The sequence below is a fragment of the Sideroxyarcus sp. TK5 genome (genome assembly GCF_054601595.1).
The window spans coordinates 524782-547101 of the sequence record NZ_BAAHSJ010000001.1; the positions used below are offsets into that span (position 1 = coordinate 524782).

Annotated in this window: 23 protein-coding genes; 14 read left to right on the forward strand and 9 right to left on the reverse strand. The window is 59.9% G+C overall.

Features of this window, described 5'->3' with window-relative positions; genetic code table 11:
• The first annotated feature begins 4 nt into the window (after positions 1–4).
• From murC to ACYPYQ_RS02670, 8 genes are all read left to right on the forward strand, one after another.
• A complete protein-coding gene (murC, locus tag ACYPYQ_RS02635; protein ID WP_459719087.1) occupies positions 5–1417 on the forward strand; it encodes a UDP-N-acetylmuramate--L-alanine ligase in 1413 nt (470 codons plus the stop codon).
• A 2-nt stretch (positions 1418–1419) separates the two neighbouring features.
• Positions 1420–2337, forward strand: coding sequence for a UDP-N-acetylmuramate dehydrogenase (gene murB / locus ACYPYQ_RS02640; RefSeq protein ID WP_459719090.1), 918 nt, complete (start codon positions 1420–1422; stop codon positions 2335–2337).
• A complete protein-coding gene (locus tag ACYPYQ_RS02645) occupies positions 2334–3245 on the forward strand; it encodes a D-alanine--D-alanine ligase (protein ID WP_459719094.1) in 912 nt (303 codons plus the stop codon). Before murB ends, ACYPYQ_RS02645 begins: the two co-directional genes overlap by 4 nt.
• Complete coding sequence (locus ACYPYQ_RS02650; protein ID WP_459719097.1) at positions 3235–3939, forward strand: cell division protein FtsQ/DivIB; 705 nt, start codon at positions 3235–3237, stop codon at positions 3937–3939. Before ACYPYQ_RS02645 ends, ACYPYQ_RS02650 begins: the two co-directional genes overlap by 11 nt.
• Positions 3940–3957: 18 nt before the next feature.
• Positions 3958–5187, forward strand: a complete 1230-nt coding sequence (ftsA, locus tag ACYPYQ_RS02655; RefSeq protein WP_459719099.1) for a cell division protein FtsA — start codon at positions 3958–3960, stop codon at positions 5185–5187.
• Between the two features lie 70 nt (positions 5188–5257).
• Positions 5258–6415, forward strand: coding sequence for a cell division protein FtsZ (gene ftsZ / locus ACYPYQ_RS02660; RefSeq protein ID WP_459719102.1), 1158 nt, complete (start codon positions 5258–5260; stop codon positions 6413–6415).
• Between the two features lie 85 nt (positions 6416–6500).
• On the forward strand, positions 6501–7412 hold the full coding sequence (gene lpxC / locus ACYPYQ_RS02665) for a UDP-3-O-acyl-N-acetylglucosamine deacetylase (RefSeq protein ID WP_459719105.1): 912 nt from the start codon (positions 6501–6503) through the stop codon (positions 7410–7412).
• 12 nt (positions 7413–7424) lie between these two features.
• Positions 7425–7622, forward strand: coding sequence for a hypothetical protein (locus ACYPYQ_RS02670; RefSeq protein WP_459719110.1), 198 nt, complete (start codon positions 7425–7427; stop codon positions 7620–7622).
• On the opposite strand, the gene ACYPYQ_RS02675 is transcribed toward ACYPYQ_RS02670, so the two are convergent.
• Positions 7619–8074, reverse strand: coding sequence for a DciA family protein (locus ACYPYQ_RS02675; protein ID WP_459719113.1), 456 nt, complete (start codon positions 8072–8074; stop codon positions 7619–7621). The genes ACYPYQ_RS02670 and ACYPYQ_RS02675 overlap by 4 nt on opposite strands.
• Between ACYPYQ_RS02675 and ACYPYQ_RS02680 the strand changes: the two genes are divergently transcribed.
• From ACYPYQ_RS02680 to ACYPYQ_RS02705, 6 genes are all read left to right on the forward strand, one after another.
• Positions 8073–8996, forward strand: a complete 924-nt coding sequence (locus ACYPYQ_RS02680; RefSeq protein ID WP_459719116.1) for a M23 family metallopeptidase — start codon at positions 8073–8075, stop codon at positions 8994–8996. The genes ACYPYQ_RS02675 and ACYPYQ_RS02680 overlap by 2 nt on opposite strands.
• An 83-nt stretch (positions 8997–9079) precedes the next feature.
• Positions 9080–11794, forward strand: a complete 2715-nt coding sequence (secA, locus tag ACYPYQ_RS02685) for a preprotein translocase subunit SecA (protein WP_459719118.1) — start codon at positions 9080–9082, stop codon at positions 11792–11794.
• Positions 11795–11814: 20 nt separating this feature from the next.
• Positions 11815–12312: a Crp/Fnr family transcriptional regulator gene (locus ACYPYQ_RS02690; protein ID WP_459719121.1), complete on the forward strand. Its 498-nt coding sequence runs from the start codon at positions 11815–11817 to the stop codon at positions 12310–12312.
• A gap of 10 nt (positions 12313–12322) precedes the next feature.
• On the forward strand, positions 12323–13540 hold the full coding sequence (gene argJ, locus ACYPYQ_RS02695) for a bifunctional glutamate N-acetyltransferase/amino-acid acetyltransferase ArgJ (protein WP_459719124.1): 1218 nt from the start codon (positions 12323–12325) through the stop codon (positions 13538–13540).
• Positions 13541–13569: 29 nt separating this feature from the next.
• Positions 13570–14433 (forward strand): ATP-binding protein, encoded by an 864-nt coding sequence (locus ACYPYQ_RS02700; protein ID WP_459719127.1) that lies wholly within the window; start codon positions 13570–13572, stop codon positions 14431–14433.
• A complete protein-coding gene (locus tag ACYPYQ_RS02705; RefSeq protein ID WP_459719129.1) occupies positions 14420–15364 on the forward strand; it encodes a Nudix family hydrolase in 945 nt (314 codons plus the stop codon). The genes ACYPYQ_RS02700 and ACYPYQ_RS02705 overlap by 14 nt, the downstream gene beginning before the upstream one ends.
• Here the strand turns inward: ACYPYQ_RS02705 and yacG are convergent.
• The 8 genes from yacG to lgt all read right to left on the reverse strand — a co-directional run bounded on the left by yacG (position 15346) and on the right by lgt (position 22309).
• Complete coding sequence (gene yacG / locus ACYPYQ_RS02710; protein ID WP_459719132.1) at positions 15346–15531, reverse strand: DNA gyrase inhibitor YacG; 186 nt, start codon at positions 15529–15531, stop codon at positions 15346–15348. The two genes, ACYPYQ_RS02705 and yacG, sit on opposite strands and share 19 nt — an antisense overlap.
• On the reverse strand, positions 15528–16286 hold the full coding sequence (gene zapD, locus ACYPYQ_RS02715) for a cell division protein ZapD (protein WP_459719135.1): 759 nt from the start codon (positions 16284–16286) through the stop codon (positions 15528–15530). Before zapD ends, yacG begins: the two co-directional genes overlap by 4 nt.
• Before the next feature lie 72 nt (positions 16287–16358).
• Positions 16359–16955 carry a dephospho-CoA kinase gene (gene coaE, locus ACYPYQ_RS02720; RefSeq protein ID WP_459719138.1) on the reverse strand — a complete coding sequence of 199 codons (597 nt, stop codon included), beginning with the start codon at positions 16953–16955 and terminating at the stop codon, positions 16359–16361.
• Positions 16952–17815, reverse strand: a complete 864-nt coding sequence (locus ACYPYQ_RS02725; RefSeq protein ID WP_459719141.1) for a prepilin peptidase — start codon at positions 17813–17815, stop codon at positions 16952–16954. Before ACYPYQ_RS02725 ends, coaE begins: the two co-directional genes overlap by 4 nt.
• Before the next feature lie 51 nt (positions 17816–17866).
• Positions 17867–19081 (reverse strand): type II secretion system F family protein, encoded by a 1215-nt coding sequence (locus ACYPYQ_RS02730; RefSeq protein ID WP_459719145.1) that lies wholly within the window; start codon positions 19079–19081, stop codon positions 17867–17869.
• Positions 19082–19202: 121 nt separating this feature from the next.
• Complete coding sequence (locus ACYPYQ_RS02735; protein ID WP_459719149.1) at positions 19203–20492, reverse strand: HlyC/CorC family transporter; 1290 nt, start codon at positions 20490–20492, stop codon at positions 19203–19205.
• A 63-nt stretch (positions 20493–20555) separates the two neighbouring features.
• Complete coding sequence (locus tag ACYPYQ_RS02740) at positions 20556–21524, reverse strand: phospholipase A (protein ID WP_459719155.1); 969 nt, start codon at positions 21522–21524, stop codon at positions 20556–20558.
• Positions 21521–22309 (reverse strand): prolipoprotein diacylglyceryl transferase, encoded by a 789-nt coding sequence (gene lgt / locus ACYPYQ_RS02745; RefSeq protein WP_459719158.1) that lies wholly within the window; start codon positions 22307–22309, stop codon positions 21521–21523. Before lgt ends, ACYPYQ_RS02740 begins: the two co-directional genes overlap by 4 nt.
• Positions 22310–22320 lie beyond the last annotated feature (11 nt).

A 22320-nucleotide genomic window follows, 5' to 3' on the forward strand; every position in this document is an offset into this window, starting at 1 on the left:
AGATATGAAACATAAGATCAAAAACATCCACTTCGTAGGTATCGGCGGTTCCGGCATGAACGGTATCGCCGAGGTGATGCTCAACCTGGGTTTCAAGGTGAGCGGCTCCGATATCGCGGACAGCACGGTCATCATGCGTTTGCGCGACCTCGGTGCGGAGATCTCGCAGGGGCACGATGCGAAGAACCTGCGCGATGCGGATGCCGTGGTGACGTCCACCGCCGTGAAGGCGGACAACCCTGAAGTGGTCGCGGCCCGCGAGCAACACATCCCCATCGTGCCGCGCGCGGTGATGCTGGCCGAACTGATGCGCCTGCGCCAGGGCATCGCCATCGCCGGCACACACGGCAAGACCACCACCACTTCGCTGGTGACTAGCGTGCTGGCCAAGGGTGGTTTCGACCCGACCTTCGTCATCGGCGGGCGACTGAATAGCAGCGGCGCGAACGCGCGTCTCGGTACGGGCGAATACATCGTGGCCGAAGCGGACGAGTCGGATGCTTCCTTCCTGCACCTGACGCCGATCATCGCCGCGGTGACCAACATCGATGCCGATCACATGGAGACCTACGGTCACGACTTCAACAAACTGAAGCAGGCCTTCATCGATTTCATCGAGCGCCTGCCGTTCTACGGCCGCGCCATGCTGTGCGCGGATGATCCGAACGTGCGCGACATCCTGCCGCGCATCAGCAAACCGGTGACCACTTACGGACTGGGCGAAGACGCCCACATACGTGCGGTGAATGTGCGCCACGAGGCTGGCCGGATGCGCTTCACCGCGCAGTGCCGCCACGACGAAAAATGTCTGTTCGATGGCAAGCCGTTGGATCTGGACATCACGCTCAATCTGGCCGGTGAACACAACGTGCTGAACGCGTTGGCAGCGATCGCCATCGGTCTGGAAGTGGGGGTTGCGCCACAAGCCATCGCCGATGCGCTGGCCGAATTCCAGGGCGTGGGCCGACGCATGCAGCGCTACGGTGAGGTCGCCTTGCCGTCCGGCGGCAGCTTCACGTTGATCGACGATTACGGCCATCATCCGGTGGAGATGAAAGCGACCATCGCCGCAGTGCGCGGCGCATTCCCAGGCAAGCGCCTGCTGCTGGCGTTCCAGCCGCATCGCTATACGCGCACGCGCGACCTGTTCGAGGATTTCGTGAAGGTGTTGGGCGGCGTGGATGCGCTGGCGCTGGCTGATATCTATGCTGCGGGTGAGACACCCCTCGTGGCGGCGGACGGGCGTGCGCTGATGCATGCATTGCGCGTGGCAGGGCAGAGCAATGCCGTGTTCGTCGAGGATATCAATGACATGCCGCAGACCATCATGCAGATGGCCAAAGACGGCGATGTGGTGCTGACCATGGGCGCGGGTTCCATCGGCGCTGTGCCGAGCAAAGTGAAACAAGTCGCATAAAGATGAATATGAACGAACCGGCACAGTTCGATACCGAAGGCTTGCGCGGCGAGATGCTGCTGGACGAGCCGATGTCGCGCCACGTGAGCTGGCGCGCGGGCGGTGTCGCGCGGCGCGTGTACCAGCCGGCCGACCTGGCGGATCTGCAGGTGTTCCTGCAACAGACGCCAGCGGACGAGCCTTTGCTGGCGGTCGGGTTGGGCAGCAACTTGCTGGTGCGCGATGGCGGTTTTCGCGGCACGGTGCTGCTGATGGTCGGTGCGCTCACCGAGTTGCGCATGGAAGACGGAGAGATTTACGCACAGGCCGGTGTGCCGGGTGCGAAGCTGGCGCGGTTCGCGGCGGGCAACAAGCTGTGCGGCGCGGAATTCTTTGTCGGCATCCCCGGCACGCTGGGCGGAATGCTGGCGATGAACGCCGGTTGCTACGGCAGCGAGACCTGGGGCGCGGTGCAGCGTGTGCAGGTGCTGACGCGCAGCGGGACACTGATCGAGCGCACGCCGCAGGAATATGACATCGGCTATCGCCACGTTGCGCTGAAGCAACAGAGCGATGAGTTCTTCGTCGGTGCCTGGCTGCGCTTCGGCGAGGGCGACGTCGAAGCGGCGAAGCGGGAGATCAAAGCGTTGATGGAGAAGCGCAGCGCCAGTCAGCCTTTGCAGATGCCCAATGCGGGTTCCGTGTTCCGCAACCCGCAGGGCGAACATGCGGCGAAGTTGATCGAGGGCTGTGGTCTGAAAGGCAAGCGCATCGGCGGCGCGCAGGTGTCGGAGAAGCATGCGAACTTCATCGTGAATGCAGGGGGAGCGACCGCCGCGGATATCGAGGCGCTGATAGTTGAAGTGCAGACGACGGTGCAGCAGCAGACGGGCATCAACCTGCATCCGGAAGTACAGATCGTTGGAGAAAGTGACAAGTGAGCAGATTCGGAAAAGTGGCGGTGTTGTTCGGTGGGCGTTCGGCGGAGCGTGAAGTGTCGCTGAAGAGCGGTGCGGCGGTGTTGGCCGCTTTGCTGCGCAGCGGTGTGGACGTGCATGCATTCGATCCAGCCGAGCGCGAGCTGTCGGAATTGAAGAGGGGTAAGTTCGATCGCGTGTTTGTCATGTTGCATGGCCGGGGCGGCGAGGATGGCACGGTGCAGGGGGCGCTGGAACTGATGGGCATCCCCTACACCGGCAGCGGCGTGATGGCCTCGGCCATCGGCATGGACAAGTGGCGCACCAAACTGATCTGGCAGGCGGCCGGATTACCGATCCCGGAATATGAAGCGCTGACCGCACCGACCGACTGGAATGCGGTGGCCGAGCATCTCGACCTGCCGCTGTTCATGAAGCCTGCTTGCGAAGGTTCAAGCGTGGGCGTGATCAAGGTCAAAAAGGTGGAAGACCTGCCTGCTGCATACGCGCAAGCCGCGAAGCACGACAAGGTGGTGATCGCCGAGAGCTTCATGAGCGGCGGCGAGTACACGGTGGCGATCCTGAACGGCAAGGCTTTGCCGGCGATCAAGATCGAACCGGCGAACGAATTCTATGATTATGAAGCGAAGTACCTGCGCGACGATACGCGCTATCTCTGCCCGTGCGGCCTGGATGTCGAGCAGGAAGCCGAGATGCAGCACATGGCGCAACTGGGTTTCCAGTTGATCGGCGGACAGGGCTGGGGGCGCGTGGATTTCCTGCGTGGCGAGGATGGCAAGATGTATCTGCTGGAAGTGAACACCGCGCCCGGCATGACCGATCACAGTCTGGTGCCGATGGCGGCACGCCAGGCGGGGATCGGTTTCGACCAGCTGGTGTTGCAGATCCTGGAGGGCGCGCATGTGGGATAACGCTCATCTGCTGCGCGGTATCGCCAATGTGCTGTTCGGTTTCAGCCTGTTGCTGATGGTGTATGGCCTGCTGCGTTATGTGGCGCAGTTGCCGGCATTCTCACTGCAGGCGGTGGTGCTGACGGCAAATCCGCAACGCGTGGATGTAGCGCAACTGGAGGAAGTGGTGCGCGATCAGGTGCACGGTAATTTCTTCACCGTCGACCTGGCCGAGACACGCGCTGCATTCCAGCAATTGCCCTGGGTGCGCTCTGTGAGTGTGCGACGCAAGTTCCCCTGGCAACTGGAAGTGGCGATCGAGGAACACATCGCGCTGGCACGCTGGAACAAGACCGCGCTGGTGAATAGCCATGGCGAAGTGTTCGAGGCGGTGAGCGAAGAGGCGCTTCCCGAGTTCTCCGGCGAGACGGAGAACTCGCTGGTGGTGGCACGCATGTATGGCGAGCTGGAACAGGTGTTGCAGCCTATGCAAAGACATATCGCGCGATTGGATCTGTCGCCGCGCATGAGCTGGCAGGTGAAGCTGGACGATGGCATGGAGCTTGCGCTGGGACGCGAGGCGATGCGCGAACGACTGGCGCGTTTCGTCAAGGTCTTTCCGTACAGCGTGGCGGTGCGCGCGCCGAACGCGCGCCGTATCGATCTGCGTTACCGGAACGGATTTGCGGTGCAGCCGCCGCTGAGCGCGGCATAGGGTGTTCAGGAGAAGGTGATGAGTAAAGAGAGCAAGAGTCTGATCGTGGGTCTGGATATTGGCACGTCGAAGATCGCGTGCATCGTGGCCGAGGTGACTGCGGAGGGTACGCTGGAAGTGATCGGTGCGGGCATGCATCAATCATCCGGCATGAAAAAGGGCATGGTGGTGAACATCGATGCCACGGTGGGCGCGATCCAGCAGGCACTGCAGGAAGCGGAGCTGATGGCGGACTGCAAGATACGCCAGGTCTATACCGGCATCGCGGGCGGCCATATCCGCAGTTCGAACGCGCACGGCATGATCAAGATCAAGGACAAGGAAGTGGCGCATACCGATGTGGTGCGGGCCATCGAGACGGCCAGCTCGATCAGCCTGCCGGGCGACCAGCAGATCCTGCATATCCTGGAGCAGGAATTCAGTATCGACGGACAGGGCGGCATCAAGAAGCCGTTGGGCATGAGCGGTCTGCGACTGGAAGTGGAGATACATATCGTGACCGGTGCGGTGTCTGCGGTGCAGAACATCCTCAAGTGCATCCATCGCTGCGGACTGGAAGTGGAAGACATGATTTTACAACCGCTGGCGTCGAGCAAAGCGGTGCTGGCGGACGATGAGCGAGAGCTGGGTGTGTGTCTGGTGGATATCGGCGGTGGCACGACCGATGTGGCGATCTTCACCGGCGGCGCGATCCGCCACACGGCGGTGATCCCCATCGCGGGCGACCAGATCACCAACGACATCGCGATGGCACTGCGCACACCGACCAAGGATGCGGAAGACATCAAGATCAAGTACGGCTGCGCATTGCGCCAGCTGGCGAACGATGCGCCGATCGAGGTGCCGGGCGTGGGCGAGCGCAGTGCGCGCATGTTGTCGCGCCAGACGCTGGCGGAAGTGATCGAACCGCGCGTGGAGGAGTTGTATTCGCTGGTGCAGACGGAGATCCGTCGCAGCGGTTTCGAGGACCTGCTGTCCTCCGGCATCGTCATAACCGGTGGCAGCGCGGCCATGCAGGGCATGGTCGAGCTGGGCGAGGAGATCTTCCACTTGCCGGTGCGGCTGGGACTGCCGCGCAACATCGGCGGCTTGTCGGCTGTAGTGAAGACGCCGCGCTATGCGACCGGAGTCGGTCTGCTGGTGTACGGACTGGAACGCCACCAGCGCGAGGAGGTGTCCAGGGTGGGGACGGGGTCGTTCAAGGATGTGCTGGAAAAGATGAAGGATTGGTTCAAGGGGAATTTTTAGCAGTGGGCGTGCTGTGTGATCGGTCGGCTTTGTATTTGAATATTTGTTATCAACCTTAAGGAGAAAAATGATGGCTTTCGAACTGTTGGATGCACAACCGCAAGGCGCGGTGATCAAGGTGGTGGGCGTGGGCGGCTGCGGCGGCAATGCGGTCGATCACATGATCGAACAGGGGGTGCAGGGGGTCGAGTTCATCACCATCAATACCGATGCGCAGGCGTTGAAGCGCAGCAAGGCCCGCGTGCAGTTGCAGATCGGCTCCGCGCTGACCAAGGGGTTGGGCGCGGGGGCCAAGCCTGCAATCGGGCAAGCTGCGGCGGAAGAGGATCGCGAGCGTATCGCCGAGATCATCAGCGGCGCGAACATGGTGTTCATCACTGCCGGGATGGGCGGCGGCACCGGTACCGGTGCCGCACCGATCGTGGCGCAGGTGGCCAAGGAGCTGGGCATCCTGACTGTGGCCGTGGTCACCAAGCCGTTCGTGTTCGAAGGCAAACGCATGGCATTGGCGCAACAGGGTATCGAAGAATTGAGCGCCTATGTCGATTCGCTCATCATCGTGCCGAACGCAAAGCTGATGGAAGTGCTGGGCGGGAAGACCACCATGCCTGCCGCCTATATGGCATCCAACGGTGTGCTGCACGGCGCGGTGGCGGGTATCGCCGAGGTGATCAATGTGCCGGGCATGATCAACGTGGACTTTGCCGATGTGTGTACCGTCATGTCGGAGAACGGCATGGCCATGATGGGATCGGCCAGTGCTGCGGGCGAAGGCCGTGCTCAGCGCGCGGCGGAACAGGCCATCGCCAGCCCGTTGCTGGAGGATGTGGACCTGACAGGCGCGCGTGGCATGCTGGTCAACATCACGTCGAGCAGCAGCATCACGCTGGAGGAGTTCCATGAAGTGATGAACTGCTTCCAGTTCGCGGCTTCCGAGGCGACCGTCATCGTCGGTTCCGTGTTCGACGAGAACATGGGCGACGAACTGCGTGTGACCATCGTAGCGACCGGTCTGGGCGAAGTCCGCAAGCCACAGAGCAGACCGGTGCTGGTGCCGCAGACCCAGCTGCGCACGGGTACGCATGATGCGCCGATGGTGGATTTCAGCGAGCTGGACATGCCGGCCGTGATGCGCAGCGGACGTCACCGTGAGGCGGTGGAGGCAATGAAGCAATCCGGAGTCGAGACGCTGGATATCCCGTCGTTCCTGCGCAAACAGGCGGACTGAGCAAGAGGCGATAGCCGGTGGGCAGGGACGGGTCGCTGCGGTGGCCTGTGCTAAACTCGCCGGCGTGTCAGTCGGGATAACAGGAATGGTCAAACAGCGCACGTTGAAGACAGTGGTCGAAGCGACCGGTGTCGGTCTGCATACCGGAGAAAAGGTCTATCTGACCTTGCGTCCGGCAGCCATCGACAGCGGCATCGTGTTCCGCCGCGTGGATCTGCCTCAGTCTCCGGACATACGCGCCGAAGCGCATGCGGTACATGACACGCGCCTGTCGACCTGTCTGGAAGCGAAGGGTGCGCGCGTGGCCACCGTCGAGCACCTGATGTCGGCCTTGGCCGGCCTGGGGATCGACAATGCCATCGTCGAACTGAGCAGCCCCGAGTTGCCCATCATGGATGGAAGCGCGGGGACGTTCATCTTCCTGCTGCAATCGGCAGGCATCGTCGAGCAGGATGCGCCCAAGAAGTTCATCCGCATAAAAAAGACGATCGAAGTCAAGGACGGGGACAAGTGGGTGCGCTTCGAGCCTTTCAACGGATACAAGCTGAGTTTCACCATCAACTTCGCCCATCCGGTGTTCGCCAATACCAGGCAGGATGTCGTGGTGGACCTTGGCGAGCATTCCTATATTAAGGAAGTCGGCCGGGCGCGCACCTTCGGGTTCATGCAGGATGTGGAGAATATGCGGGCGCAGGGGCTGGCGCTGGGCGGTAATCTGGACAATGCCATCGTGATGGACGAGTACCGTGTGATCAATCCGGACGGCCTGCGTTTCGAGGATGAGTTCGTGAAGCACAAGGTGCTGGATGCCATCGGTGATCTGTATCTACTTGGACACCCGCTGATCGGGGCGTTCTCCGGCTACAAATCCGGGCATGCATTGAATAACGCCCTCTGTCGTGCGCTGCTGGCAGATGAATCGGCGTGGGAATTCGCCACATTCACCAAGGCTGAAGAGGCACCGGACTTTTTGCGTCTGCAACTACAGCCTGTCTGATCGGAGGCTGCTATGCTGATTCGATTGGTTTTGCTGCTGTCAGTGCTACTGATGGCAGTTTCGGCGGTGGCCTATCTTTTTACGCGGGAAGTGCGTTATCTGGCCTTCATCAAACAAATCTTGCGTTACTTGGTGTTCCTTTTACTGGTATTTGCGGTGCTGTATGCGTTGGAGCACTTCGGGCTGGTTGCCTGGCGCGTCTTAGCTTAGCGCCTTATGTGCGCCAGACGTTCAATGGCCGATCGCAGGTCGCCCTCCGGCAGATCGTGCGCCAACTCATCCAGTGCAACGCGGCCTTGTTCGCCGATCTCCTTGGGTGGCAACGGCTTCGCGGGCGGGGCGGCGTTCACTTGCACCTGTGTTTGAATTCCAGTAACCTCGCATCCCCTTGTTCGAAATGAAGAAATCAATAGGGGGGCGAGTTGCTTGAGTTTGCTGGCGATCGCGCCGTTGTCGGCGGCCAATGTCAGATGATTGTTTTCGAAGCGCAACACGCGGCTGCCCTTGAGCAGGGATGGCGGCGCGATGGCCCGATATTGATGCTGTAACCACACCAGCTGGCGCGCCGCCAGTGCAAGTTGCTTCAGCTTTGGATCGGAGTCCAGAAAGTCGTTCAGGCGGTCGGGCACAGTCGATCGGGATCTCGTAGGGAGTGTATGCATGAATATTATTCTAGTTTCGAACAGTTCTGCAAAAGCGCGCAGTCTGACGCTGACCGGCACCCATATGGCGCTGGCTGCATTGGCTGCGCTGGGCTTGTTCGTCGCTGCCGTGTTGATGGCGCAGTATGCCATCGTGCGCTTCCAGTCCGGCTCCATCAGCAATGAATTGCGCGACTGGCTGGCCAGTGCGCAGGACGAGGAATTGCGCAAGCAGGAGTTGTTCATGCGCCAGAGCCTGGATGCGATGGCGGTGCGATTGGGGCAGATGCAGGCGCAACTGCAGCGTCTCGATGGGTTGGGTGCGCGTCTGGCCAAACTGAGCGGAATGAAGCCGCAGGAGTTCTCCTTCGGCCAGAAGCCGGCACAGGGCGGCCCACTGCTGACGGTCCCTCCGCAGCAGGACATCTCGCTTGAGACGATGATGCAACAGATGGCTGACCTGGATGCGCTGCTTGGAGACAGGAGTGACAAGCTGGTGGCACTCGAGACTTTGTTGCAACAGGACAAACTGGACAAGAAGATGCTGCCCTCGGTGGCGCCGATCACGGTGAGCTGGTATTCCTCCAACTTCGGCTGGCGTATCGACCCTTTCACCGGAAAGAACGCGATGCATGAAGGGGTGGACTATATGGTGCCGGCGGGTACCCCGGTGTACGCCTCGGCGGGCGGCGTCGTGGTGTTCGCGGGCATGCATCCCCAGTATGGTAATATGGTCGAGATAGATCACGGTAACCAGATCATCACCCGTTATGCGCATGCTTCCAGACTGCTGGTCAAGGTCGGCGAGGTCGTCCGGCGCGGGCACGAGATCGCAAGAGTCGGTAGCACCGGGCGTTCCACAGGCAATCACCTGCATTTCGAAGTGAGATACAAGGGGACGGCTCAGAATCCGGTGCGCTTCCTGGAAAAAGCAGCCAGTTGAGGCAGGTTCCATTACGGCAGGGGTGAGGTGAGTGCCTCACCCTTTTTTATTTGTTCGCAACAATCGTCACAGAAAATACAAGCATGATCTCCAAATTGTTGAAATCCGTCTTCGGCAGCCGCAATGACCGCTTGCTCAAACAATATCGCCAGACGATCGCACGCATCAATGCGCTTGAGCCTGCTGTCCAGGCGCTATCAGACGAGGCGTTGCAGGCCAAGACTGACGAGTTCAGGCAGCGCGTCGGCAAAGGCGAGACGCTGGATGCACTGTTGCCGGAAGCGTTCGCCGTGGTGCGAGAAGGCAGTCGGCGCGTGTTGCAGATGCGGCACTTCGATGTGCAGTTGATCGGCGGCATGGTGTTGCATTACGGCAAGATCGCCGAGATGCGCACCGGCGAGGGCAAGACCCTGATGGCGACCCTGCCTGCCTACCTCAACGCCCTGTCCGGCAAGGGGGTGCACGTGGTGACGGTGAACGATTATCTGGCTTCGCGCGACGCGGAGTGGATGGGGCGTCTGTACCGTTTCCTCGGTTTATCCGTCGGCGTCATCCTGTCCAATATGGATCACGCAGACAAGCTGGCTGCCTACAGCGCCGACATCACTTACGGTACCAACAACGAGTTCGGCTTCGACTACCTGCGCGACAATATGGCAGCGCGGGCCGAAGACCGTTTCCAGCGCGGACTGAATTTCGCCATCGTGGACGAGGTAGACTCCATTCTGATCGACGAGGCGCGCACCCCGCTGATCATCTCCGGTCAGGCGGAAGACAACGTGGACATCTATGTGCGGGTCAACGCACTGGCACCCGAACTGGTCCGCCAGGCAGACGACGAGGCCCCCGGAGATTACAGCGTGGATGAGAAGAGCCACCAGATACTGCTGAGCGAGACCGGACATGAGCATGCCGAGCAGTTGCTGTCCCGGGCGGGCCTGCTGCCGGCCGGCGGCAGCTTGTACGACCCCGCGAACATCACGCTGATCCATCATCTGTATGCAGCGTTGCGGGCACACAATCTGTTCCATCGTGACCAGCACTATGTCATCCAGAATGGCGAGGTGGTGATCGTCGACGAATTCACCGGCCGACTGATGGCGGGGCGCCGCTGGTCCGACGGTCTGCATCAGGCGGTCGAGGCCAAGGAAGGAGTGGCGATCCAGAAGGAGAACCAGACGCTGGCCTCCATCACATTCCAGAACTATTTCCGCATGTACAGCCGCCTGTCCGGCATGACCGGTACGGCGGACACCGAGGCGTTCGAGTTCCAGTCCATCTACAACCTGGAAACGGTCATCGTCCCGCCGCATCGTCCTACCGTACGCCAGGATCTGATGGACAAGGTATACCTGACTGCCAAGGAGAAGTATGCCGCTGTCATCGCAGATGTGCGCGATTGCCACAAGCGCGGTCAACCGGTGCTGGTCGGCACCACTTCCATTGAGACCTCGGAGTTGTTGTCCGGCCTGATGCAGAAGGCCGGTTTACCGCACCAGGTGCTGAACGCCAAACAACATGCCCGCGAGGCCGAGATCGTCGCGCAGGCTGGCCGTCCCGGCATGATCACTATCGCCACCAATATGGCCGGTCGCGGTACCGATATCGTGCTCGGCGGCAATGTGGAGAAGCCGATCGAGCTGGTGCGCATGGACGAGAGCCTTGATGCGGAAACACGGGAGAAGCGTGTGGCCGAATTGCGCGCTGCATGGCAGCCGGTACACGAGCAGGTATTGGCCAGCGGCGGTCTGCACATCATCGGTACCGAACGCCACGAGTCGCGCCGGGTGGACAACCAGTTGCGCGGACGCTCCGGCCGCCAAGGCGATCCGGGTTCCAGCCGCTTCTACCTGTCGCTGGAAGATTCCCTGTTGCGTATCTTCGCCTCCGACCGTGTGGCTGCGATCATGAACCGGTTCAAGTTGCCGGAAGGTGAGGCCATCGAACACGTCTGGGTGACGCGCGCCATCGAGAACGCTCAGCGCAAGGTCGAGGCGCGGAACTTCGATATGCGCAAGCAGATCCTTGAGTACGATGATGTGGCTAACGATCAGCGCAAAGTGATCTACCAGCAACGAGCGGAATTGCTGGAAAGTACGGATATCAGCGAGACCATCACTGCGATGCGCGGCGGAGTGCTACGCGAACTGGTCGAGCTGCATCTGCCGCCCGGCAGCATGGAAGAGCAGTGGGATGTGCACGGACTGGAGAGGGCCTTGGCTGCGGAATTCCAGCTGCATCTGCCTGTCGTGGAGTGGATGGAGCAGGACAAGCAACTGGATGCAGAGGGACTGGCTGCGCGCATCGCCGAAGCGGCAAGCCGACAGTACCAGGAAAAGGTCGATCAGGTCAGTGCCGAGGTGATGCATGGCTATGAACGCATCGTGATGTTGCAGAGTGTGGACCAGCATTGGCGCGAGCACCTGGCTTCGCTGGATCATCTGCGTCAGGGTATCCATTTGCGCGGTTACGCGCAGAAGAATCCCAAGCAGGAATACAAGCGCGAGGCATTCGAGTTGTTCTCGGCCATGCTGGACGGCATCAAGCGAGATGTGACCCAGACGCTGATGAACGTGCAGATCCGCAGCGAAGAGGCGGTGCAGGCGGCCGAAGCGCCCCACACCCCGGAAAATGTGCAGTATCATCATGCGGCCTATGAGGAAGCTCTGGCATCCGGGGGCGGCGCAGACGCCGAACATAAGCCGTTCGTGCGGGGGACGGAGAAGGTCGGACGGAACGACCCGTGTCCCTGTGGCTCCGGCAAGAAGTACAAGCAGTGCCACGGCAAACTGAACTGATTAATCTAGGGAGACCAAAGATGGGTACGGATCAAATGATTCTGCAGACGCTGCACAATTCGACGCTGACCGAAGAGTTGCGCGACGCCGAGATCGAAACGCTGGGACAGCTGTTCGAGGTGCGCGAATTCAAGGCGGGCGAGAGTCTGTTGCGTCCGGGCGAGGAGAAGCTGAAGAATTCATTGGTCATGCTGGCCAGCGGCGAAGTCGAGGCGACCGCGAACATCGGCAACGAGCAAGCCACCCTGCATCTGCTGCAGCCGGGCGACTTGGCGGGGATAATCACTTTTGTGGGCGGCAATGCTTCGCAGATCAGCGCCACCATCACCGCGAAGACCGATTGCAAGGTGTTGCTGCTCGATCGTTGCAGGCTCGAATCGTTGTTGAACACACAACCCGCTATCGTCTATTACGTGATGCGAGGCATTGTTCGCCATACCCATGGCATCGTGCGCCGCATGAATGCACAGTCGGTCGAAATGACCAATTATCTGTACAAGACCGGTCGCCACCTCTGAAATCATCATCATGCCTGTGAATCTTTCCGCGCCGGTTGCGGCACAACTGTTGCCCGTTGCGGGCGTCTCTTTGGGTATCGCCGAGGCGGGCATCAAGCGCGCCAACCGCAAGGATCTGCTGGTCATCAAGCTGGACGACGGCGCGACGATCGCCGGTGTGTTCACCACCAACCGCTTCTGCGCCGCGCCGGTCACCGTGGCCAAGCAGCATCTGGCTACAGGCAAGGGAATCCGGGCGCTGGTCGTGAATACGGGTAATGCCAATGCAGGCACCGGCGAGCAGGGCATGAATGCCGCGCGCACCACCTGCACCGAACTGGCCAGGCTACTGGGTTGTGCGCCCGATCAGGTGCTGCCGTATTCCACAGGCGTCATCATGGAGCCGCTGCCCGTCGAGAAGATCGTCGCGGGCATGCCGCAGGCCATCGCCAATCTGAAAGCCGACAACTGGTTCGACGCCTCGCAGGCGATCATGACCACCGACATCGTCGCCAAGGCGGTGTCGAAGCAGGTGCAGATCAACGGCAAGACTGTCACCGTCACTGGCATCTCCAAAGGTTCCGGCATGATCCATCCCAACATGGCCACCATGCTGGGCTATATCGCCACCGATGCCGCCATCGCGCAGCCCTTGCTGCAAGAGATGGTGCGCGAAGCCGCGAACAAGTCTTTCAATTGCATCACCGTGGACGGAGACACCTCCACCAACGATGCGTTGATGCTGATCGCGACCGGCAAGAATTGCGTGAACATCGATGCGGTGAGCCGTGCTGCGATGCAGGCCGTCATTACCGATGTGGCGACCGAACTCGCGCAAGCCATCGTGCGCGACGGTGAAGGCGCGACCAAGTTCATCACCATCCAGGTCGAGGGCGGCAAGGATGAGGCCGAGTGCAAAAGGATCGGCTACGCCATCGCACACTCGCCGCTGGTCAAGACAGCATTTTTCGCCTCTGATCCCAATCTCGGACGCATTCTTGCAGCGATCGGCTATGCGGGCGTGGGAGATCTCGATGTCGCGACATTGAAGCTCTATCTGGATGATGTGCTGGTGGCCGAGAACGGCGGTCGTGCCGCGAGTTATCAGGAAGAAGACGGCCAGCGCGTGATGAAGCAAAGTGATATCACCATACGCGTGGTGCTGAACCGCGGGGCAGCCAACGCCACGCTGTGGACGTGTGACTTCTCTTACGATTACGTGAAGATCAACGCCAGCTACAGAAGCTGATTTGCAGCTCCCGCACGGGGAATAGTTCTATGGATAAGCTGGACAAGTTTCTCTCCCGTGCCGAAGGCTTGCTCGTTCGCCTCGAAAACACCCTGCCCGGCGCGCAACCGCAATCACCCGATTGGCAATCTGCCGCCGCATTCCACTGGGACCACCAGCAACGTGTGTTGCATCCCGTCCTGAATTTCCAGCGTATCGCGCTCTCCGACCTGCTCGGCATAGCCGACCAGAAGCAACGCATCCAGCAGAATACGCTGCAATTCGTGCGTGGTGGCACGGCGAACAATGTGCTTCTGACTGGCGCGCGCGGTACAGGCAAGTCTTCGCTGGTGAAGGCGCTGTTGAACGAATATGCAGGACAAGGTCTGCGTGTCATTCAAATCGACAAACAGGGGCTGATCGACCTGTCGCACATCATCGGGCTGGTGCAGGGGCGGGCCGAGCGTTTCATACTGTATTGCGACGATCTGTCCTTCAATGCCGACGAACCCGACTATCAGTCGCTCAAGGCTGCGCTGGACGGTGATCTTGTCGCTTTCTCCGATAATCTGCTTATCTACGCGACCTCAAACCGCCGTCACTTGATGCCGCAATCCATGCAGGACAATCAGGCCACACAGTATGTCGGAGATGAGGTACATCCGGCGGAGAGCGTGGAAGAGAAAGTGTCGTTGTCCGAGCGCTTCGGTTTGTGGATATCGTTCTACCCCTTCACACAGGATGAGTACCTGGCGGTGGCCGCACACTGGTTGGCGCACCATGGCTGGAAAGCGGGGATGACGGATGAAGTGCGCACCGCTGTCCTGCAATGGTCTTTGCTGCGCGGTTCGCGCAGCGGCCGCGTGGCGGGGCAGTTCGCGCGCGACTGGTGCGGGCGGCATGTCCAGAGATAAGGTTGTCGAAGTTTCGGCTGCGGTCCTGCAGCGTCGAGACGGCAGCTTCCTTCTTGCGCAACGGCCTCCTGGCAAGATATGGGCAGGCTATTGGGAATTCCCCGGCGGTAAGGTCGAGGCCGGCGAGACGGCCCATGATGCCCTGGTGCGCGAGTTGCGCGAAGAACTCGGCATCACGGTTCAAACAGCCTACCCCTGGCTGACCAGAGTATTCACCTATCCCCATGCGACCGTGCGCCTGAGATTCTTCCGCGTGACGGCATGGACGGGTGCGTTGCACGCACATGAAGGGCAGCAGTTCGCGTGGCAGGTGCCGGGGGGCGTGGATGTCGCCCCCGTCCTGCCCGCGAACACGCCCATTCTGCGCGCGCTGGAGCTGCCGGACATGTATGCCATCAGCAATGTAGCCGAGCTGGGCATTGCTACATTCATGGCGCGTCTGCAAGCCGGACTGGAGGCGGGCTTGAAGCTTGTTCAGCTACGTGAAAAAGAGCTGTCCGGCGTGGCGTTACGTTCCTTGGCGCAGCAGGTGGTGGCACTCGCGCATGCTGGCGGCGCAAAGGTGTTGCTCAATGGCGATGCGGAGATGGCACGGCAAGTGGGCGCGGATGGGGTGCAATTGACCTCGACCCAGCTGGCTGTGCTGAAAGAACGTCCTGCCGTGGAATGGTGCGCGGCATCATGTCACAACATCGAAGAGTTGCGACGTGCCGAGGCACTAGGCTGTGATTTTGCTGTGCTGTCGCCGGTGTTGCCGACGCTCTCGCATCCGGGGGCGCAACATCTGGGGTGGGACAGGTTCGCTGCCGTGGCGGCTGATGCAACGATACCCGTGTACGCCTTGGGCGGGCTGCAACAGGGCGATATGCAGACTGCCTGGGAGCACGGTGCCTACGGTATCGCGCTACTGCGTCAGGCCTGGGTCTCCTGATCGCCGGAATCCCTTTCGCGCTGTTCGACGCGATATTCCTCGTTGGCCCATTTTCCAAGATCGATCAGGCGGCAACGCTCGCTGCAAAAGGGACGAAAACGGTTGCTCGTGTCCCAGGCGTGTTCTTTTCCGCAGGTTGGGCAGGAGACGATGATTGGTTTGCTCATTGCAGGGAACAGAAGACCAGATCGAAGTCCACATCGTGTTCGTAGAGTGAGGTCTTGGCGCTGAAGCTGGCAGAGATGAACCGGATGTTCAGTGCGTATTTGTTGGCGCTGATCTCGGGAACGCAGGGCAATGTTTTATCCAGTGTGACACACAGCAATTGCGCCACCTTTCCGCCCTGCATCTGCTGGAAAGTGCCGTTGTGTGCGGTGAAGCGGTGGTGCCTTCCACTTTCACGCATTAGCTTGAGCATGATGTCTATGCCATCCCTGAGCGGGAGCAGGGGAGCCAGCCAGTCGTTCAGGTCGCCGCGGCGTTTTTGCACCGATTGATTCTGCCAGTAGTGGTACGAGGGCAGGTCGAATTCGCAAACGCCGCCGGGGATGACCGCTCGTTGCTTGATGCCCATCAGCCATTCGTTGTCGCGCAAATGCTGTCCGATCTTGCCGGTGATGTCCAGCAGCCTGCCACAGTCAGCTTCGATCTCGTTCAGGATGGCATCCAGTGCATCTTCGGAGATGGCGGGATTGTTGTGCAAAGCATTGAGAGCCTTCTTCTGCTTCTCCAGTTCCTGCAGGAGTTCCGATTTCAGATCGGCGCGGCTGGCGACCTCGAGTATCTCGAACAATACCCCGAGAGCCGCGTGATGGTCTTCGCATTCCTCGCGCGCGATGAAGCGCTGGATGCGCGAGAACAGGTCCTCCAGACGCAACAGGGTGCGCACACGTTCGTTCAACTGGAATTCGTAACTGATCACTTTTCGGATGTTTTGAGGCGGTGTACTTTGACCGAAAGATTATAGGCCGTGCAGGATATCGTCAAATGCTTTTCAGCAGCCTGCCAAGCGCTTATGCATTTCGCAGACCCGGTGTTCGAGTTGCATCAGGCTGCCGTCGTTCAGTATGGTCTCATCCGCTTGCCGTAGCCGGCTGCCCCGGTCCAGCTGCTGGGCCATGATTGCGCGCACGGTCGGCTCGTCCAGTGCGCTGCGCTGCAAGGTGCGTGCTATCTGCAGTTCTTCAGGGCAATCCACCACGATCACGCCGCTTAGCCAGTCGCGGTAGCGTCCGCTTTCGAACAGCAGCGGAACCACTACCAGCGTATAGGGGGCTCCGGTCGGTGTGTTGGCGCAAGATTTGGCCTGTTCGAGGATCATGGGGTGCAGGATGGCTTGCAGTCTGTGCAAGGCTGCCCTGTCGGAGAACACCAGCGTTCGCATCCTGTCGCGGTCGAGCGCGCCATCCTGGCCGATGAACGTGTCGCCGAACTCCTGCCGTATGGCCGGCAATGCCAGCCCATTGGCGGCGGTCAGATCGTGGGAGATCACATCGGTGTCGACGATGCGGGCACCTTTTGATTCGAACAGTTTGGCAACGGTGCTCTTACCGCTACCTATGCCGCCGGTCAGGCCGTAACAGGCGATCACGGCGTTGACAGGAGTTGCAGATAACTTTCGGTCAGAGGCTGCCCCCAGAACAAAGCGATCAGCCCCCCTCCGGCAAGATAAGGGCCGAAGGGGATAGGGATGTTGCGGCCATGCTTCGCGATGACGATCAGGGCGATGCCGACAACGGCACCGACCAGCGAGGAGAGCAGGATGGTCAACGGCAGCAGCTGCCATCCCAGCCATGCGCCGATGGCGGCAAGAAGCTTGAAGTCGCCATAACCCATGCCCTCCTTGCCGGTAGCCAGTTTGAACAACCAGTACACGCTCCACAGCACCAGATAGCCGGCTGCCGCCCCGATGACCGCATGGGCGAGCGAGGTGAATGTGGCGTTGATGTTGAGCAGCAGTCCCAGCCAGAGCAGTGGCAGCGTGATGGCGTCCGGCAGCAACTGTGTGTCGAAGTCGATGAAGGTGAGCGCGATGAGTGCCCAGACCATGATCAGCGCAGCACCGGCTACGAGGCCGAAGCCGAAGTGCCAGGCGGCATAAGCTGAGAGCAATCCGCTTATAGATTCGACTATGGGATAGCGTGCCGAGATGCGAGCCCCGCATCCTTTGCATTTCCCGCGCAATATCAGATAACTGATGACAGGGATGTTCTCCAAAGCGCCGATAGCGTGCTGGCAATGCGTGCAGGCTGAGCGCGGTACCAGCAGGTTGTAGCGGGGGCTTGCCGGAATCTGCTTGCCGGAAAGTTCCGCGCATTGCGCATGCCATTCGCGCTCCATCATCTTGGGCAGGCGGTGGATGACGACATTCAGGAAGCTGCCGACCATCAGGCCGAGCAAGCCGCAGACCGTCACGAACAATGCAGGATTATCTTGCAGCAATAGGATCATCTGAACGTCTTTTGAGAATGGGCGCGGCGGCTGGCCGCGCCGGATTGCGTATTAAACCACTTGGCCCATCTTGAAGATCGGCAGATACATGGCAATCACCATGCCTCCGATGAGCGTACCCAGCACCACCATGATGATGGGCTCCATCAGGCTGGAGAGGGCTTCCACCGCCTCATCGACCTCCGCTTCGAAGAAGTCCGCGACTTTGGAAAGCATCGAATCGATCGAACCGGACTCTTCGCCGATGGCTACCATCTGCAACACCATGGCCGGGAAGGCATTGGTATTGATCATGGCCGCATTCAAGCTGCTGCCGGAGGTGACTTCGCGCTGGATCTGCTTGGTCGCGTCGTAGTACACCGCGTTGCCGGCAGCTCCCGCTACCGAGTCGAAAGCCTCCACCAGCGGCACACCGGCTGCGAACATGGTGGACAGTGTGCGCGTCCAGCGGGCGATGGTGGCTTTGCGGACCAGTGGGCCGAATATCGGCAGTTTGAGCATGATCTGATCCATCGCACGCTGCATCTTCTTGTTGCGTTTCCAAGCGTAGAAGAAGCCATAGAGGGTGCCGCCGATGGTGCTGAAGATGGCCCACCACCATGCCACGAAGAAATCGGAGATTCCCATGACGACCAGGGTGGGAGCGGGCAAATCAGCACCAAAATTACTAAAGAGTTCCTTAAAGGCCGGGATGACGAAGATCATAATGACTGCGGTAATCGCGAATGCGATTACGATGATGGACACTGGGTAGAAAAGGGCGGATTTGATCTTGCCCTTGATCGCCTGGATCTTCTCCTTGTAGGTGGCCAGCCTGTCAAGCAGGGTGTCCAGAATACCCGCCGCCTCGCCGGCACCGATCAGGTTGCAGAACAGGTCATCGAAATACAACGGGTATTTGCGAAAGGCCTGCTCGAGGCTGCTGCCGGTCTCGATGTCGGTCTTGATCGCCATCAGCAAGTGGGCGACTGCCGGATTGTCATGCCCTTTGCCGACGATATCGAATGCTTGCAGTAGCGGCACACCGGACTTCAGCATGGTGGCGAGCTGACGGGTGAACAGTGTGATGTCCTTGTCAGTGACCTTGCCGCCCCCCTGCGAACTCTTCTTGACCTTGGTGACTTGTATGCCCTGACGTCGCAGGTGGGCCGAGACGGTGGCCTCCCCGGCCGCGCGCATCTCCCCCTTCACGGCTTTGCCGGACTTGTCTTTGCCTTCCCAGTGGTAAAGTATCTCTTTGATCTTCTCGGTTTTTTCGATAGCCATCTTTCCCTCGACTGGAACACTGCGCCGACAGAGTTTGGGTTGATTATGAGCGCCACTCTAAACGTGTCGGATTATAAAGGCTTTTTGCATCATGCATGGCATTGCCGGCTTTGTAAAGCGATCAAGTCGTTGCCTTGCGTTTGCCGGAATGAGCCGGGAATATGCGGGCGACCTTGATGGCCCGATCCTGTGTCTGGATGATCTCGATCGGATAGTCACCGATCTTCATACTGGTCCCCGCTTCGGGGATGTCCTCGAGGTGTTCCAGGATCAAGCCGTTGAGCGTTTTTGCCCCACCTAGCGGGAGGTGTATGCCAAGTTTGCGATTGAGGTCGCGCAGACTGCTGGATCCTTCGAGCAGGTAGCTGCCATCCTCCTGTCGCAAGTATTTCCCGCCCTGGGCGGGAGACTGCGTGGTGAAATCACCAACGATCTCCTCCAGGATGTTCTCCAATGTGACCAGACCGAGCAATTCGCCGTATTCGTCGACGACCAGGCCGAGTCGGGTCTGGCGCTCCTGGAATTGCTGCAATTGTTTCAATAGTGGCGTATCGGAAGGGATGAAGTAGGGGGCGTGCAGTATCTCGCGCAACTGGTCGGTGTCCAGCACCTCGTCCTGCAGCAAGGAGAGCGCGCGTTTGATATGCAGTATGCCGATGATGTTGCCGGGAGAGTCCATATATACCGGCAGTAGCGTATGGTGGCTGGTGATGATCTGGCGTTTGAGTTCTCCCGCCTCGGCGGCGAAGTTCAATGATTCGATCTGGTTGCGTGGGATCATCACATCGTTCACCGTGATTCGCTCCAGATCGACCAGATTCAGCAGCATCTTCTGATGTTTATGGGGCAGGTAATGGTCCGCCTCGAGGACCATGGAGCGCAACTCCTCCAGCGTGGCTCGCGACCGGCTTTGGTCGGTCAGCAGCTTGATGCCGAACAGGCGCAGCAGGATCTTGACCAGCATGCCGGCGATCCAGACGACGGGGTGGAACAGTGTGATTAACGGCGAAAGCAGGTAACTCGCCGGCAACGCCAGCTTTTCAGGGTAACTGGCGGCCAGCACTTTGGGGGTGATCTCGCTGAATACTAGCAAGACAAAGGTGAGGGCAAGGGTGCCGAGCAGAATGGCCAGATCATCCTGGCCGTATATTCGCAATACGATGATGTTGGCTACAGCGGCGGCAGCCACATTGACCAGCGTGTTGCCAAGCAGGATGGAACTGAGCAGCTTGTCCACCTTGCCCAGCAGTTGGTTGACCAGTTTCGCGCTGCGGTTGCCTTTGCGCATCAAGGTGTTCAGGCGATAGCGATTGACCGCCATCATGCTGGTTTCTGAACCGGAGAAGAAAGCGCTGCAGATCAGCAGGACGAACAGGATGCCGAACAACGCGCCCAGTGAGATGTCATCCAAAACGGAACACCTTGTTGAAGAATGGGGCGAGAGTATCGGGGAGGGCGTCAGGCAGTGTCAACTTCACCAGTCCTTGAATGTCAGACCGAATGCGAAGCTGGTCTGGTTGTGATTGTAGTCGACCAGATTGTGTCCGTAGCCTGTGGCCAGCTGCAGACTGAGATGTGAGAGATGCCAGAAGCGCACCGGTGTGGACCAGTCCAGCTGCAGATAGCCGCGCGGCTGACCAAAAGACAGGTTGCTGCGTGCCAGCAGGGTCACTTCATCATCCGAGTCGGGTGACCAGTGCGCTTCCAGTTCCGCTCTGCCCAGATATTGCTGGATGTCCGGGTTGTCATCCTTGGCGGCGGATTCGGGAAAGCGCCACCAGCCTCTTGCCAACAGGTAATAGTCGCCGTATTCCCAGCCGCCCTGCGTATAGAGCCTGTTCCAGCTGCGTGACAGGTTGTCACCACGACCGTTCGATTGGTGGGTAAGGCCGATGTTCAGCAATTTCCAGCCTTCGCTGTGTCCGGTGCCGAAAGTGCCGATGAGCTCGGGTTCATAGTCGGTCTCCCGGAACGGGGAGGATTGGGAGCCGTTGAACAGTTGCCAATAGGATTGCTGGGTGAAGCCGGCCCACAGACGGAAGTTCTGCAACCCCAGTAGATCCAGTTCGCGGAAATTGCCGATCTCGGATTTTGCGCTGAACTGGAACTTCAGTTCGTTCGGCTGGTAGGCAACTGGTGCCGAAGCGGGGTGGGCAGGGGATGCCGGCTGCGCATTGATGCGGGAGGTGTGATGCACCATCACGCGGTTGGCTCGATATGGCTCCAGTCTGCGCACCCCGGTTGAATCAGGGTTGCCGAGACCATCCAGGTCCCATGCCCGGGTAAGTGCGGAGCGCTGCAGGTAACGATGCCCCGCGAGCTTGTCATAACAGGCGAGGCGCTCCTGCTCCTGTTCGATGGCGGCACAAGTTTTCCAGCCGGGCGCTGCGGCCTGCGCAGCGCCCGCGGTAACAAGGAGGAGTGCGAGCAGAATGCGTCTCATGGCGCATGCTTCGCGCTGGCCCGTTTCATCAGCCAGATGCCGGCCAGCACCATCGGCAGGCTCAGCCACTGGCCCATGCTGACGCCGAACGTCATCAAGCCGAAGATGCCGTCATCGGGATTGCGCGTGAACTCGCCGAGGAAGCGGAAACTGCCATAGCCGATCAGGAACAGTCCCGACACCGCTCCGACCGGGCGCGGTTTGCTGGAGAACCACCACAGCAGCGCGAACAGCGCGACACCCTCCAGCGCGAATTCGTATAACTGCGAAGGGTGGCGTGCCAGATTATCTACATGCGGGAACACCATGCCCCATGGCAGATCGGTCGGCCTTCCCCACAATTCTCCGTTGATGAAGTTGCCAAGTCGCCCGAAAGCCAGGCCGGGCGGTACCAGCGGTGCGATGAAATCCATCAGCGCCAGCCATTCCAGCTTGCGACTGCGGGCGAAAAGCGCCATGGCGACCAGTACACCCAGAAACCCGCCGTGGAAGGACATGCCGCCTTCCCATATCGCCAATATCTTCAGCGGGTGGGAGAAGTAATAGCCGGGGGCATAGAACAGCACCTCGCCCAAACGCCCGCCCAGTATCACGCCCAGCACACCATAGAACAGCAGATCATCCAGAAGCTTTGCATCCCAGGCGGGCCGGTTCATCACCCGCAGGCGTCTGCGGCCCAGCCAGATGAAGGTGGCAAAACCAAGCAGGTACATCAGGCCGTACCAGTGGATGCCGAAAGGGCCGAGTTGCAGGGCGACTGGATCGAATTGGGGATGAACGAGCATAGCCTTAGATG

What these genes read in the sequence shown, in the direction of transcription:
- murC (WP_459719087.1), top strand. Translation starts at nt 5, where the DNA reads ATGAAACATAAGATCAAAAACATCCACTTCGTAGGTATCGGCGGTTCC.
- murB (WP_459719090.1), top strand. Translation starts at nt 1,420, where the DNA reads ATGAATATGAACGAACCGGCACAGTTCGATACCGAAGGCTTGCGCGGC.
- ACYPYQ_RS02650 (WP_459719097.1), top strand. Translation starts at nt 3,235, where the DNA reads ATGTGGGATAACGCTCATCTGCTGCGCGGTATCGCCAATGTGCTGTTC.
- ftsA (WP_459719099.1), top strand. Translation starts at nt 3,958, where the DNA reads ATGAGTAAAGAGAGCAAGAGTCTGATCGTGGGTCTGGATATTGGCACG.
- ftsZ (WP_459719102.1), top strand. Translation starts at nt 5,258, where the DNA reads ATGGCTTTCGAACTGTTGGATGCACAACCGCAAGGCGCGGTGATCAAG.
- lpxC (WP_459719105.1), top strand. Translation starts at nt 6,501, where the DNA reads ATGGTCAAACAGCGCACGTTGAAGACAGTGGTCGAAGCGACCGGTGTC.
- ACYPYQ_RS02670 (WP_459719110.1), top strand. Translation starts at nt 7,425, where the DNA reads ATGCTGATTCGATTGGTTTTGCTGCTGTCAGTGCTACTGATGGCAGTT.
- ACYPYQ_RS02680 (WP_459719116.1), top strand. Translation starts at nt 8,073, where the DNA reads ATGAATATTATTCTAGTTTCGAACAGTTCTGCAAAAGCGCGCAGTCTG.
- ACYPYQ_RS02675 (WP_459719113.1), bottom strand. Translation starts at nt 8,074, where the DNA reads ATGCATACACTCCCTACGAGATCCCGATCGACTGTGCCCGACCGCCTG.
- secA (WP_459719118.1), top strand. Translation starts at nt 9,080, where the DNA reads ATGATCTCCAAATTGTTGAAATCCGTCTTCGGCAGCCGCAATGACCGC.
- ACYPYQ_RS02690 (WP_459719121.1), top strand. Translation starts at nt 11,815, where the DNA reads ATGGGTACGGATCAAATGATTCTGCAGACGCTGCACAATTCGACGCTG.
- argJ (WP_459719124.1), top strand. Translation starts at nt 12,323, where the DNA reads ATGCCTGTGAATCTTTCCGCGCCGGTTGCGGCACAACTGTTGCCCGTT.
- ACYPYQ_RS02700 (WP_459719127.1), top strand. Translation starts at nt 13,570, where the DNA reads ATGGATAAGCTGGACAAGTTTCTCTCCCGTGCCGAAGGCTTGCTCGTT.
- ACYPYQ_RS02705 (WP_459719129.1), top strand. Translation starts at nt 14,420, where the DNA reads ATGTCCAGAGATAAGGTTGTCGAAGTTTCGGCTGCGGTCCTGCAGCGT.
- yacG (WP_459719132.1), bottom strand. Translation starts at nt 15,531, where the DNA reads ATGAGCAAACCAATCATCGTCTCCTGCCCAACCTGCGGAAAAGAACAC.
- ACYPYQ_RS02725 (WP_459719141.1), bottom strand. Translation starts at nt 17,815, where the DNA reads ATGATCCTATTGCTGCAAGATAATCCTGCATTGTTCGTGACGGTCTGC.
- ACYPYQ_RS02730 (WP_459719145.1), bottom strand. Translation starts at nt 19,081, where the DNA reads ATGGCTATCGAAAAAACCGAGAAGATCAAAGAGATACTTTACCACTGG.
- ACYPYQ_RS02740 (WP_459719155.1), bottom strand. Translation starts at nt 21,524, where the DNA reads ATGAGACGCATTCTGCTCGCACTCCTCCTTGTTACCGCGGGCGCTGCG.
- lgt (WP_459719158.1), bottom strand. Translation starts at nt 22,309, where the DNA reads ATGCTCGTTCATCCCCAATTCGATCCAGTCGCCCTGCAACTCGGCCCT.